This is a genomic window from Herbaspirillum frisingense GSF30, assembly GCF_000300975.2.
GTDB lineage: Bacteria > Pseudomonadota > Gammaproteobacteria > Burkholderiales > Burkholderiaceae_D > Herbaspirillum > Herbaspirillum frisingense.
Window position 1 is genome coordinate 1 of record NZ_AEEC02000041.1, and the last position, 13,592, is coordinate 13,592.

13 protein-coding genes are annotated in these 13,592 nt (G+C 64.3%); 11 read left to right on the forward strand and 2 right to left on the reverse strand.

What is annotated here, in order from left to right; genetic code table 11:
* Nucleotides 1–130 precede the first annotated feature (130 nt).
* The 11 genes from HFRIS_RS21015 to HFRIS_RS21065 all read left to right on the forward strand — a co-directional run bounded on the left by HFRIS_RS21015 (nucleotide 131) and on the right by HFRIS_RS21065 (nucleotide 11,562).
* The gene (locus tag HFRIS_RS21015; protein ID WP_244436325.1) at nucleotides 131–898 is read left to right on the forward strand and encodes a DNA polymerase III subunit gamma/tau C-terminal domain-containing protein; all 768 of its coding nucleotides are present in this window, start codon (nucleotides 131–133) and stop codon (nucleotides 896–898) included.
* 85 nt (nucleotides 899–983) lie between these two features.
* Nucleotides 984–1,310, forward strand: a complete 327-nt coding sequence (locus HFRIS_RS21020; protein ID WP_006465014.1) for a YbaB/EbfC family nucleoid-associated protein — start codon at nucleotides 984–986, stop codon at nucleotides 1,308–1,310.
* 103 nt (nucleotides 1,311–1,413) lie between these two features.
* Entirely contained in the window at nucleotides 1,414–1,716 is a 303-nt protein-coding gene (locus HFRIS_RS21025; protein WP_006465015.1) for a YciI family protein, read from the forward strand.
* On the forward strand, nucleotides 1,713–2,309 hold the full coding sequence (gene recR, locus HFRIS_RS21030) for a recombination mediator RecR (protein ID WP_006465016.1): 597 nt from the start codon (nucleotides 1,713–1,715) through the stop codon (nucleotides 2,307–2,309). Before HFRIS_RS21025 ends, recR begins: the two co-directional genes overlap by 4 nt.
* Nucleotides 2,310–2,599: 290 nt before the next feature.
* Complete coding sequence (locus HFRIS_RS21035) at nucleotides 2,600–3,847, forward strand: CaiB/BaiF CoA transferase family protein (RefSeq protein ID WP_006465017.1); 1,248 nt, start codon at nucleotides 2,600–2,602, stop codon at nucleotides 3,845–3,847.
* A gap of 113 nt (nucleotides 3,848–3,960) precedes the next feature.
* Nucleotides 3,961–4,998: an ABC transporter substrate-binding protein gene (locus HFRIS_RS21040; RefSeq protein ID WP_006465019.1), complete on the forward strand. Its 1,038-nt coding sequence runs from the start codon at nucleotides 3,961–3,963 to the stop codon at nucleotides 4,996–4,998.
* A gap of 165 nt (nucleotides 4,999–5,163) precedes the next feature.
* On the forward strand, nucleotides 5,164–5,973 hold the full coding sequence (locus tag HFRIS_RS21045; RefSeq protein WP_006465020.1) for an ABC transporter ATP-binding protein: 810 nt from the start codon (nucleotides 5,164–5,166) through the stop codon (nucleotides 5,971–5,973).
* A gap of 37 nt (nucleotides 5,974–6,010) precedes the next feature.
* A complete protein-coding gene (locus HFRIS_RS21050; RefSeq protein ID WP_006465021.1) occupies nucleotides 6,011–6,862 on the forward strand; it encodes an ABC transporter permease in 852 nt (283 codons plus the stop codon).
* A 266-nt stretch (nucleotides 6,863–7,128) separates the two neighbouring features.
* The gene (locus tag HFRIS_RS21055) at nucleotides 7,129–8,691 is read left to right on the forward strand and encodes a methyl-accepting chemotaxis protein (RefSeq protein WP_039876772.1); all 1,563 of its coding nucleotides are present in this window, start codon (nucleotides 7,129–7,131) and stop codon (nucleotides 8,689–8,691) included.
* A 123-nt stretch (nucleotides 8,692–8,814) separates the two neighbouring features.
* Nucleotides 8,815–10,527, forward strand: a complete 1,713-nt coding sequence (locus HFRIS_RS21060) for a putative bifunctional diguanylate cyclase/phosphodiesterase (RefSeq protein ID WP_006465023.1) — start codon at nucleotides 8,815–8,817, stop codon at nucleotides 10,525–10,527.
* A gap of 84 nt (nucleotides 10,528–10,611) precedes the next feature.
* Nucleotides 10,612–11,562, forward strand: a complete 951-nt coding sequence (locus HFRIS_RS21065) for an NAD-dependent protein deacetylase (protein ID WP_081626895.1) — start codon at nucleotides 10,612–10,614, stop codon at nucleotides 11,560–11,562.
* Here HFRIS_RS21065 and HFRIS_RS21070 read toward each other — a convergent pair.
* Both HFRIS_RS21070 and HFRIS_RS21075 read right to left on the reverse strand, forming a co-directional pair.
* Entirely contained in the window at nucleotides 11,489–13,054 is a 1,566-nt protein-coding gene (locus HFRIS_RS21070; protein ID WP_006465025.1) for an MFS transporter, read from the reverse strand. The genes HFRIS_RS21065 and HFRIS_RS21070 overlap by 74 nt on opposite strands.
* Before the next feature lie 29 nt (nucleotides 13,055–13,083).
* Entirely contained in the window at nucleotides 13,084–13,563 is a 480-nt protein-coding gene (locus HFRIS_RS21075) for a GlcG/HbpS family heme-binding protein (protein ID WP_006465026.1), read from the reverse strand.
* Nucleotides 13,564–13,592 lie beyond the last annotated feature (29 nt).

Sequence of the window (13,592 nt, forward strand, 5' to 3'; positions counted from 1 at the left end):
GCCGACCGTGCCGACTGCGCTGAATGCACCGGCCGCAGCAAGCGCATCCGCAGCACCTGCAACAGCTTCAGCCGCACCTGCTACGCGTGCTGCCCCTGCAGCCCCGGCATCGGCCCGCGAGGCAGCGCTGATGGCAGCCCGCGTCGGCAAGAACGGCAAGGCTCCTGCTGCTCGTCCAACACCTGCGCCGACACCAGCGTCGGCGCCTGCTGGGGGCGCCGCGCAGGTGGTATCCACCGCTGCCGCCCCGGCTGCTTCGGCTCCGCGTGCCGCCGCGCCGCTGGCGTCGGACATGCCGGACATGCCCGAACCGCCGCCCTTCGACGCCATCCCGCCCTGGGAAGAGGATGCACGCGTCGACACGATGCCACCCGCTGGCTTCGCGGCTGAAAAAAAAACTGAGCCCGCTGTCGCCGTCGCACCGGCTGCACCGGCCGCGCCCGTCGCACCCCAGCGTCCGGCCGCCACACCCGCACAGCAACAGGAAACCGCCCGCATCGCCGCTGAACTGGGCTGGGACGGCCATTGGCCCAGCCTGGCCGCCAGCCTGGCACTGCGCGGTGTGGCCCATCAGATGGCGTTCCAGAGTGAACTGGTGCGCTGCGAAGCGCTCAATGGTGGCAATGTCTGCTTCCACCTGCGCATCCCCCTCGACACCCTGCGTTCCTCGGGCAGCGTGGAAAAACTGGTGGCCGCCCTGTCAGAACGCTTCGGCAAGGAAATCCGCGTGGAAACCGAACTCGGCGCCGTCGCCGACACGGCCAACGCGGTGGCCGAAGCCGAACGCGCCGAGCGCCAGCGCAAGGCTGAACAGAAGATGACCAGCGACCCCTTCGTGATGACCATGATGCGCGAATTCGGCGCCACCATCGTGCCGGGGTCGATCCAGGCGTTGTGAAGCAGGAACGGAAGGACCGACCGGATTGCCGGGCGCTTCCGCAAACGCGATAGAATCCCCTGAAATTGAAACAAGGAGCATGAGCATGATGAAAGGTCAACTCGCAGGTCTGATGAAGCAAGCACAGGCCATGCAGGACAACATGAAGAAGGCCCAGGAACAACTGGCCAATATCGAGGTGGAAGGCCAGTCCGGTGCCGGCCTGGTGAAGGTCGTGATGACCTGTAAGAACGACGTCAAGCGCGTCTCCATCGATCCGTCGCTGCTGGCTGACGACAAGGACATGCTGGAAGACCTGGTCGCCGCCGCCTTCAACGACGCCGTGCGCAAGGCTGAAGCCACCGCCCAGGAAAAGATGTCCGGCGTCACGGCCGGCATGCCGATGCCCCCGGGCTTCAAGATGCCGTTCTGAGGTCGGTGCGGCCCGCGCACGCATGCCGGGCCGCCACGATCGCTGCGGTAAAGCAAGACATCCATGATGTTGACGGAATGCACGATTGTTTAGGGGATGCACCATGTTCATCGTCTCGATCACGTACACCAAGCCGGCAGGCGACATCGACTCCCTGCTGACCGCGCACAAGAAATTCCTGAACCAGCAATATGCCGACGGCGTGTTCCTGATGTCGGGCCGCAAGGTCCCGCGCACCGGCGGCATCATCATTGCCGATTGCGCCGATCGCGCCGAGATCGAAGCCATCATGGAATCCGATCCCTTCTTCATCGGGGGCGTGGCCGAATACGAGATCATTGAATTCGTGCCTTCGATGACCGCCGAGGCGCTGGAAGCCTTCCGCTATTCCGTAGACCGCAATTGAAAACGCCCTCCAGTCTCACCGTCCTCACCGAATCGCTGCGCCGGCTCCCCGGCATCGGGCCCAAGACCGCGCAGCGCATGGCCTACCACCTGCTGCAGCATGATCGCGACGCCGCTGCCGAGCTCAGCAAGTCGCTGGCGCAGGCGCTCGATACCATCCGTCATTGCGCGTTGTGCAACACCTTCACCGAGCAGGTCATCTGCGAGACCTGCCAGGACAGCCAGCGCGACCATACCCAGCTCTGCGTGGTGGAGTCGCCCTCCGACCAGGTCATGATCGAGCAGACGCTGACCTTCAAGGGCCTGTATTTCGTCCTCATGGGGCGCCTCTCGCCGCTGGACGGCATCGGCCCGCGTGACATCCATCTCGAAAAGCTGATCACCCGCGCCACCGATGGCGTGGTCACCGAAGTGGTGCTGGCCACCAACTTCACCAACGAAGGCGAAGCCACCGCCCACTACATCAGCGAGACCCTCAAGGCCCGTGGCCTCAAGGTCAGCCGCCTGGCACGGGGTGTCCCGGTCGGCGGCGAGCTGGAATACGTGGATGCCGGCACCATCGCCCGCGCCATGCTGGACCGCCGCACGACGTGAGGCCGGGCAGGTTTTCAGATGAAAAACTTGCAGGCATGAGGTCGACGATGAAGGTCAAAATGCGCGACATCCAGTCCATGCTGCAATAGAATGACGACTGCCAGCCGGCCGGTACCCCCGGAGGCTGCCGCAGGCGACAGCGCAGCAACCCTGCGCACCGGACTGCACACCAACCCACGCATTTCAGGACACTGGCCACTACCCGACAAGAGCCAGGTCCGGCATCACGATCAGGAGGAGATCACCGGATCGGCCGCGCCGTAGCGCGTCAGCCATCCGGTGCAAGCACGATGAGCACAGGCAAATCCAAGCCCGGCCCGCTGGCCGGCATCAAGGTACTGGAACTCGGTACGCTGATTGCAGGCCCGTTCTGCTCGCGCATGCTGGCCGAATTCGGCGCCGATGTGATCAAGGTCGAAGCCCCCGGCAACGGCGACCCGCTGCGCCAATGGCGCGTGCTCAAGGATGGCACCTCGCTGTGGTGGTCGGTCCAGGCCCGCAACAAGAAGAGCATCACCCTCAACATGAAGGACGACCGGGCCCAGGAAATCGCCCGCAAGCTCGCCCTGGAGGCTGATGTCATCATCGAGAACTACCGTCCCGGCGTGCTGGAAAAGTGGAAGCTCGGCTATGAAGACCTCAGGCAGATCAACCCAGCCACCATCATGGTGCGCCTGTCTGGCTACGGCCAGACCGGCCCCTTGCGCGACCTGCCGGGCTTCGGCGCCATCGGCGAATCGATGGGCGGTATCCGCTACGTTTCCGGCCACCCGGACCGTCCACCGGTACGCATCGGCATTTCCATCGGCGACTCCATCGCCGCCCTGCACGGCGTCATCGGCGCCATGATGGCGCTGCGTCACCGCGACGTCACAGGCGGCCGCTGGAACGGCAAGCAGGGTGACGACTGCGTCGCCGGCCAGGGGCAGATGGTGGATGTGGCCTTGTATGAGGCCGTCTTCAACATGATGGAATCGATGGTCCCCGAGTTCGACTTTGCCGGCGTGGTCCGCGAGCGCACCGGAGGTGCGCTGCCCGGCATCGTGCCCTCCAACACCTACACCACGGGCGACGGCATGAACATCGTCATCGCCGGCAATGGCGACGCCATCTTCAAGCGCCTGATGACTGCCATCGGTCGCGACGACATGGCCAGCGACCCCGGTCTGGCACGCAACGACGGACGTGTCCCGCGTACCGCCGAGATCGACGCGGCCATCCAGCAGTGGTGCAGCACGCAGACCATCGACAATGCCCTGACCACGCTGCAGGAGGCCGACGTCCCGGTCGGCAAGATCTACTCGGTCAAGGACATGATGAGCGACGCCCAGTTCCTGGCGCGTGACATGTTCGAGCAGCACCAGTTTGCCGACGGCACGCCGGTCAAGCTGCCCGGCATCACGCCCAAGATGTCCGAGACACCCGGCCAGACCAAGTGGCTCGGTCCCGAGCTGGGCGCCCATAGCGATGAAATCCTGCAATCGCTGGGGTATGATGAGGCCCACATCAAGATGCTGCGCGACCACGGCGTGGTCTGAGCGGCACGCAACGGTAGCGTAATCTGCACGGGATTGCGGACCAACACTGCACAGGCTGCAGACAATAAAGCAGCAAAAACGCAGCACCCCCATCCACACACGGAGGAGACATAATGAAATTGAGCTGGAAGCAATTGCTGATCGCCGCGGGCCTGTTCCTGGCCGGCTACTTTTCCTTCAACGGCAGTGCCGGTGCGCAGGCACTGGAGAAGCCCAAGGTGTCCATCGCCGTCGGTGGCAAGAACCTATTCTATTACCTCCCGCTGACGGTGGCCGAACAGCTCGGTTATTTCAAGGATGAAGGCCTGCAGGTCGAGATTTCCGACTTCGCCGGCGGTGCCAAGGCCTTGCAGGCGATGGTGGGCGGCAGCGCCGACGTGGTCTCGGGCGCCTACGAGCACACCATCAACATGCAGGCCAAGGGCCAGGCCATCGTCGCCTTCGTGCTGCAAGGCCGTGCGCCGCAGATCGTGCTGGCCGCCAACAACAAGACCATGCCCAACTACAAGAGCGTGGCCGACCTCAAGGGCAAGAAGATCGGCGTGACCGCACCCGGTTCATCCACCAGCATTATGGCCAGCTATGTGCTTGCCAAGGCCGGCCTGAAGCCCACCGACGTCTCCTTCATCGGCGTGGGTGCATCGGCCGGTGCGATCTCGGCCATCCGCTCGGGCCAGATCGATGCCATCGCCAACCTGGACCCGGTGATCTCCATGCTGGAACAGCACAACGAGATCAAGACCATCGCCGACACCCGCACCCTGAAGGACACCAACGACGTCTTCGGTGGCCCGATGCCGGCCGCCACCCTGTACGCTCCGGCGGCCTTCGTCCAGAAGTATCCCAACACCACGCAAGCCCTGACCAACGCCATGGTGCGCGCGCTGAAGTGGATCCAGAAGGCCGGCCCCTCGGACATCATCAAGGCCGTGCCGGAGAGCTACCTGCTGGGCGACCGTTCGCTCTACATCGATGCCTTCATGAAGGTGCGCCAGGCCATTTCGCCGGATGGATACTTCCCGCCAGGTGGCCCCGATACCGCCCTGCGCACGCTCAAGGCCTTCGAGCCCTCGCTGGCCGACAAGCAGATCGACCTCTCCAAGACCTTCACCAATTCCTTCGTGCAGAAGGCCAACGCCAAGTACAAGTAAGAAGCAAGACCAGCATGCAGGTGCTCCCACCCGATGCGAATGCACAGCAAATGCCCGGCAACGGGCATTTGCGCATCTGAGCGGGGCGCTTGCCTGTGTATCATCCAGCGCGGCCGTGCCGGCCCGTAATGCAGTGAAGTCCTGAATCCCTGAAGCCCAGACGCCATGACGCCAGCCCTCCAGTTCGACAACATCACCTGCACCTTCGTCTCCAAGGACGATCGTTCCCAGCGCTACACCGCCGTGGCCAATACCGACCTGTCCATCGCACCGGGCGAATTCGTGTCCGTGGTCGGCCCCACCGGCTGTGGCAAGTCCACCCTGCTCAACGTCGGTGCCGGCCTGCTGCAACCCTCCTCGGGCAGCGTCAAGGTATTCGGCGAAGAGCTCACCGGCATCAATCGCCGCGCCGGTTACATGTTCCAGGCCGAGGCGCTGATGCCCTGGCGCAGCGCGCTGCAGAACGTGATCGCCGGCCTGCAGTATCGCGGCCAGGACGAGAAGGCGGCTGCCGAACTGGGCGAGCAATGGCTGGCCCGCGTGGGTCTGCAAGGCTTCGGCGACCGTTACCCGCACCAGCTCTCCGGCGGCATGCGCAAGCGTGTGGCCCTGGCGCAGACCCTGATCCTGGACCCCGACATCATCCTCATGGATGAACCCTTCTCGGCTCTCGATATCCAGACCCGCCAGCTGATGGAAAACGAGGTGCTGGACCTGTGGAACGCCAAGAAGAAGGCCGTGCTCTTCATCACCCACGACCTCGACGAAGCCATCGCCATGTCCGACCGCGTGATCGTGCTGGCCGCGGGCCCTGGCACCCACCCCATCGGCGAATTCAGGATCGACCTGCCGCGCCCGCGCGATGTCGCCGAAATCCGCATGCATCCCCGCTTCGTCGAACTGCACCAGCAGATCTGGGACGTGCTGCGCGACGAAGTGCTCAAGGGCTATCAACAACAGAAGCGCGCAGCGTAAGCCGTACCGGAAAAGATCAGGGAAGAGAATCAGCACCATGTGGAAATTACTGAAACCGAATCACAAGAACATCCGCTTCTGGCAACTGATGGTATTGGCCATCGTCCTGCTGGTGTGGCATGTGGCCACCCGCAATCCGCAGACCGCCTTCTTCTTCGGTGAACCGCTGAAGGTGGCCCAGCGCATCTGGGAGTGGTTCACGGTGGGCAGCGGCTCGCTGGAAGTGGGCCTAGGCGATACCACCTTCTTCACACTCACTTTCCCCGCCGAAATCTATTCACACCTGCTCATCACGCTGACCGAGACCGTGTTGGCCTTCGTCATCGGCACCGTCTTCGGCCTGGGCATCGGCCTGTGGCTGGCGCTGTCGCCGACCGCCTCGGCCATTCTCGATCCCTACGTGAAGGCCGCCAATTCCATGCCCCGCGTGATCCTGGCCCCGATCTTCGCCATGTGGTTCGGCCTGGGCATCTGGTCCAAGGTGGCCCTGGCGGTCACGCTGGTGTTCTTCATTGTCTTCTTCAACGTCTACCAGGGCGTCAAGGAAGTCAGCCCGGTGGTGTTGGCCAATGCCCGCATGCTGGGCGCCAACGCGCGCCAGCTGCTGCGTACGGTCTACCTGCCCTCGGCCACCTCGTGGGTGTTCTCCAGCCTGCACACCTCCATCGGTCTGGCCTTCGTCGGCGCGGTGGTGGGTGAGTACCTGGGCTCGGCGCGCGGCGTCGGTTACCTGATCCTGCAAGCCGAAGGGACCTTCGACATCAACACCGTCTTTGCCGGCATCGTCGTGCTGACCGTCTTCGCGCTGGTGCTGGACCTGGCCGTGGGCGTGATCGAGAAGCGGCTCATGAAGTGGCAGCCCAAGAGCGGGGAGACTGAAAAGCTCTGAATGCTTGGCCGGGAGGACACAGCAGATTGAAAAAACAACAAGTAAAGCAACCGGAACATCGATAGGGTCGTGTCAGACCGGAACCTGATATCGGAGAGGCGCCAGTGGCAACACCGGCGCCTTTTTGTTGCCCGCCGTCCTGGAGTTCATCCGTATCGGGAAATGCCCTAGATCCCCCGACCCCGCCTTTGTCTATAGTGAGTCACTGCATGGATTGATTCACTCTGGATTGGTCGATGTCCAACAATCACATCCGAGGGGGAACAATGAGTGTGTTCAAGAATATGAAAATCGGCACCAAGTTATCACTGGGGTTTGCCGTCCTGCTGGTGCTGACGATGATCCTGGCTGCCGTTGCACTGGTCAGCATCCAGTCACTGACGACCTCCATCAAGGCCGCAGATGCCGTCCAGGACCGACACCTGGTGCCGCTCTATCTGGTGCGCGAGGCGCTGGACCAGACCGGCCTTGCGGCGCGCAATGCCTATGTATTCCGTAGCGACGCCGATGCCGCCAAGGAACTGGCCATCGTCGATGAACAGAAGAATATCTATCTCAAGGCATTGGCCGAACTCGAACCGGAAATGGCCGGCAACAATAGTTTCGACAAGGTGCGGACCGGGCTGCTGCAGATGGCCGAGGAACTCAAGCGTCCGCGCATCTATCGCGAAAGCGGGAAGAACGAGGAGTTCCGTGACTTCCTGGTCAATGAATGCAGCCCCCTGCGGCGCCAGATCGTGCAGGACATCAACAAGGTCATTGCGGAAGTGGACGCCGAAAACGACCGCGCGCATCACTCCACGCTGGAAATGGCGACCCACGGTTCCATGGTGGTCGCCGCGCTCACCTTGCTGGTGACGTTCATCTCGATCATCGTGGCCGTACTGATCACCCGCAGCCTGCTCAAGCAACTTGGCGGTGAACCCGCCTATGCTGCCGACATCGCCCAGCAGATCGCTGCCGGTGACCTGACCTCTGAAGTGGTGACGCGGCCCGGCGATAACGCCAGTCTGCTGCTGGCCATCAAGAAGATGCGAGACAGTCTGGTCGCCATTGTCGGCAAGGTGCGTGAAGGCACCCAGACCATCGAACAGGCTTCCTCCGAGATTGCCACCGGTAACCTGGACCTGTCTTCCCGCACGGAGCAACAGGCCGGTGCCCTGGAGCAGACCGCCTCCGCCATGGAAGAACTGATGTCCACCGTAAAACAGAACGCCGACAACGCCAGGCAGGCAAGCCAGCTTGCGGTATCGGCCTCGGAAGTGGCCAGCCAGGGCGGCGTCGCCGTGGGCCAGGTGGTGAGTACCATGGAAGGCATCAATGCCTCCTCGCGCAAGATCGTCGACATCATCAGCGTCATTGACGGTATCGCGTTCCAGACCAATATCCTGGCCTTGAATGCGGCAGTGGAAGCGGCCCGGGCCGGTGAACAGGGCCGCGGCTTCGCAGTCGTGGCGTCGGAGGTGCGCAACCTGGCGCAACGCAGCGCCACCGCTGCCAAGGAAATCACCGAACTCATCAATGACTCGGTGGGGCAGATCGGCCAGGGCAGCAACCTGGTCCAGCAGGCGGGCGTGACGATGGAAAACGTGGTCAACAGCGTGAGGCGGGTGACCGATGTCGTCGCCGAGATTTCGCACGCCAGTCAGGAGCAGAGTCACGGCATCACCCAGGTCAACCTGGCCATCACCCACATGGACGAGGCCACGCAGCAGAACTCGGCGCTGGTCGAGGAGGCCGCTGCCGCCGCCAATTCGATGATGGAGCAGGCGGCCACCCTGGCCAGCCTGGTCTCGACCTTCCGGCTTGACGCCCGCCAGCGTGCGTAGCGCCAACGCCACGGTACTGACGGTGGGCCAGCGTACAATGACGGCTTGAACAGCGCGCCGCCCGTGGCCCATGAGGGTTATCCGGCAGGACGGCATGCAAATCGGGGAGTGGGGGCAAGGGCGATGAGCCAGCAGAGTGACTTGATCGAATTCGGTTCGGAAAACGCCTATCGGCTGCTGGTGCAGCGGATCAAGGACTACGCCATCTACATGCTGCGTCCGGATGGTGTGGTCGCCAGCTGGAATGCCGGCGCCCAGCGCTTCAAGGGCTATACCGCTGAAGAAATCATCGGCCAGCATTATTCGGTCTTCTATGAAGAGCCTGATCGTCTCGCTGGCCTGCCCGCCACCAACCTGGCCCTGGCCCTGCGCGAGGGCAAGTTCGAGGACGAGGGCTGGCGCGTGCGCAAGGATGGTTCACGTTTCTGGGCGCACGTGGTGATCGATCCGATCTACCAGGAAAATGGACGCCTGCTGGGGTTCGCCAAGATCACCCGCGACCGCACCGAGCAACTGGAAACCAACGAAAAAATCCTCTTCATGGCCCGGCACGATGCCATGACCGGCCTGCCCAACCGTGTCCATTTCCTGGAACGCCTGGACGAAGCCATGTCCACCCTGCATGCCGGCCAGCAACAAGTGGCCGTGGTCAGCATCGACCTGGATGGCTTCAAGGAAATCAACGATGCCTTCGGTCATGGCGTGGGCGACCAGCTGCTCTCCGAACTGGGGAAGCGTCTCAAGAACACCGTGGGCGAGGGCGAGACCGTGGCGCGCTTCGGCGGTGACGAATTCGTCGCCTTCAAGGTATTCCGTCAGCAGCGCCATCTGGCCGACTTCATCAGCCGTCTGCAGCGCGCCCTGACCACCATGCTGCACCTGGCGCAGACCGACATCGTCCCCGGCGCCAGCCTGGGGGTGGCGATGTTTCCCGGCGACGCGGGTGACCGCGGACAATTGCTCAACAATGCCGATCTCGCCATGTATCGCGCCAAGAAGAGCATGGATGAAAAGATCTGCTTCTACGAAGCCAGCATGGACGAGGCTTCGCGCGCCCGTCGCGCCATGGCACGCGATATCTGGACGGCCCTGGAACGCGGAGAGTTCTTCCTGAACTACCAGATACAGCGCGCCGTCAGCTGCGACGAGATCACCGGCTACGAAGTCCTCCTGCGCTGGCAGCATCCGGTACAGGGACTGATCCCGCCGGCCATCTTCATCCCGGTGGCCGAAGAGTGCGGCGCCATCGGCGCCATTGGCGACTGGGTGCTGGAGCACGCCTGTCGCGAGGCGGCGCAATGGAATCTGCAGCCGCGCATCGCCGTCAACCTGTCGGCCCTGCAATTGTCCAATGCCGGCCTGGTGGAAAAGGTACGCTCGGTGCTGGCCGCCACCGGCCTGCCAGCGCAGCGGCTGGAACTGGAAGTCACCGAAACCGCCATCATCGCCGACCGCGAACGCGCCCTCTACCTGCTGCAGCAGCTCAAGGCCATGGGCGTGACCATTGCCATGGACGATTTCGGCAGCGGTTATTCCTCGCTGGAGACGCTGCGTTCCTTCCCCTTCGACAAGATCAAGCTGGACCGCAGTTTCATCAGCGAGCTGGAAACCAGCCAGCAGGCCAAGGCCTTCGTGCGTGCCATCCTGGCACTGGGCCACAGCCTGAATGTGGCGGTGCTGGCCGAAGGCGTGGAAACCGAAGCCCAGCGCGCCATCCTTGAGCAGGAGGGCTGCCAGGAAGGGCAGGGCTATCTGTTCGGCCGACCGGCGCTGCTGAGCGCCCTGGGTGAGCTGGCGCAGGCGGTGCCGCCCCATGAGGTGCCACGCCGCGCCTGATCGGGAATTGGAAATACCCCGGCGGCCGACGCGCCGGACCGATTTCGCGTACGCTGCCGGTTGTCATTGTCCAGCGAGTTTTCCATGAGCCAGAGTCTGAGCCTGCCCGAGGACGGGGCGCCCACCGTTACCGTCACCGCGACCGCCACTGCTGCCGTCGCCCCCCGCTGCGAACCTCGAGCCGCACCATCGCTCCACGCCGATACCTTGTCGGCGCTGGCGCAGTTGCTGCTCTCCCATCGCAAGGTATTGGTACTGACCGGCGCCGGTATCAGCACTGCCTCCGGCATTCCTGATTATCGCGATGACGCAGGCGTGCGACGTGGCCGCCTACCCATCCAGGGCAGCGAATTCCGCCAGTCCGAAGCCGCCCGCAAGCGCTACTGGGCACGCAGCATGCTCGGCTGGCCGCGCCTGGCCCAGGCCCTGCCCAATGCGGCCCACCAGGCACTGGCGCAGTTGCAGGCAGCCGGCCACCTGGGCGCAATCCTGACCCAGAACGTCGATGGCCTGCATCAGCAGGCCGGCAGCCGCGATGTGCTGGAACTGCACGGCAGCATCCATGCGGTGCGCTGTCTGGCCTGTGGCACGCCCTATGGTCGTGCCGAGATCCAGGCGCAGTTGGAACGCAGCAACCCCGCCTTTGCCCAGCTGCAGGCAGAAGTCCTGCCCGATGGCGATGCCCAGCTGGAGCCCGATGCCGACGCCGCCTTCCACGTTCCCGCCTGTACTGCCTGTGGCGGCATGCTGCAACCGGACGTGGTGTTCTTCGGCGATGGCGTGCCGGCTGCGCGCAGCGCCCAGGCCGAAGCACTCGCCCGTGACTGCGATGCCATGCTGGTGGTGGGTTCTTCGCTGATGGTGTTGTCGGGTTTTCGCTTTGCGCGCATGGCGGCCGCCGCAGGCAAGCCGGTGGCGGCCATCAATCGCGGTCGTACCCGTGCCGACGAACTGCTGGCCTTCAAGCTGCAGGAGGATGCCGAGTCGGTGTTGCCGCGTCTGGCGGCACGACTGCTGTCACAGCCGCTTTCCTGATCGACCACAGTACGATGGCCGCTGCCATCAGCGCCAGCAGCGCGGCCGCAGCAAAGGCATGCGCAAAGCCCTGGGCATAGGCATTTCGCGCCAAGGCCAGCACCGCCGCCTGCCGTTCGCCATAGCCCTGCGCTGCCTGCACCATGTCGCCGGCCATCGCCCGCGCCACGAACTGGGCCGCGTGTCCGGGCGCCTCTTGCATGCCCGCCATCCCCGTCAGCATGCGGCCACGCGCTGCCTCGGCCAGTACTGCACCCAGGCCCGCAAAGCCGGCCAGCACACCCGTGAAACGCGAGGTGGTACTAATGCCCGAGGCCATGCCCGCGCGCTCGCGTGGCACATTGCCCATGATGGCCTTTTGCGTTTCGCCATTGAGCAGGCCACCGCCACTGCCCAGCACTGCCATGCCGAGGATCACTAGCATCTGCGATCCCGATCCGGCCGCCCACATCATCAGCAGGTTGCCCAGCGCCGTCACGCCCAGTCCCAGCGCCAGCACCTGCGCCGAGGACAGGTAGTGACCCAGTCGTCGACCCAGCTGCGGTAACAGCAGCATCGCCAGCGCGAAGGGCAGCATGCCCAGGCCGGTCTGCAGCGCGTTCAGGCCGCGTGCGTTTTGCAGGAACAGCGGCAGCAGCGACGCCATCACCTGGGCCGAGGCCGCATAGGCGAACATGGCCGCCACTGCCGCCACGAAACCGGCATGGCGGAACAGTGACAGCTCCAGCATCGGATGGGCGCAGCGGCGCTCCCAGGCGATGAAGAGCAGGAATAAAAATGCGCCGCCCAGACCGCGGGCGACGCAAACAACGCTGGTCCACCCCTGCTCCGGACCCGTGATCAGGGCCCAGGTCAGGAGGAAGACCGCGCTGGAGAAAGACAGGATGCCCAGCGGATCCAGCGGACGCGGCAGCGGATTGCGTGACTCCGGTACCTGCCGTCCCACCGCCATGCCCAGCAACAGGCAGACCGGCAGGTTGATCCCGAACGCCCAGCGCCAGCCCAGCAGGGTATTGATGACGGCGCCGATCAACGGCGCCAGCACCATGGTCAGGCCCATGATGACGCCCCACACCGCCCAGGCGCGAGCGCGCTCGCTCTCGTCATGGAAGGCATGGCCGATCACCGCCAGCGAAGGCGCCAGCAAAAAGGCTGCACCCACCCCCTGCAGCGCGCGGGCCGCATACAGGGCCTGTGCCGTGGGAGCCAACGCACAAAGCAGCGAGGCCAGCGCGAACAGCGCCAGCCCGCCCCGCAGCACGCGCTTGCGGCCATAGCGGTCCGCCAGGGCACCGGCCGGCAGCAGCAGCGCGGCAAAGCACAGCACATAGCTGCTGACCACCCATTCCACCTCGCTGAAGGACGCCTGCAGCTCACGCGCCACCGTGGGCAGGATGATCCCGACCACGTTGGTGTCCAGTACCGTCATGGCACATCCCAGCGAACCGGTCAGCAGGATGCGGCCAGCGGTGGAGGAGAAGGGCGAACGCATGGCGGCGCGGGCGAGAGGGCGAGAGGCGCTTACTTCAACGCCGCCACGCCGGCCTTGGCGATGTCTTCATCATGCTGCGGGGTGTCGGCCGACACGCCGATGGCTCCCACCACCTGACCGTCGGCCACCAGCGGCAGGCCACCGCGCATCAGGACAAAGCCGCGTGCCGTGGCGGCCGCCGGGCGGTTGCCGTTGATCGCATCTTCCAGCGCGCCGCTGGGACGGCGAAACAGTGCTGCAGTACGCGCCTTGCCCGGCGCGATCTCGACCCCGGCCGGTACGGCCGCATTGTCCATGCGCACCAGCGCCACGGGCAGACCGGCGGCATCCACTACCGAGATCACGCAGGGCCAGTTTTCCGCCTGCGCCTTGGCCTGGGCAGCCTGCAGCACCTGTTGCGCAGCGGCCAGCGTCAGCACCGGCTGGGTCGGCAGGGTGGCGGCAGCCGCTACATTGGCAGCCAACAGGCTGGAGAGGGCCAGGGCGAGAAGTCGGGTCTTGATGATCATGGAATTCCTTTTCTGAAATGCGAGAGGGG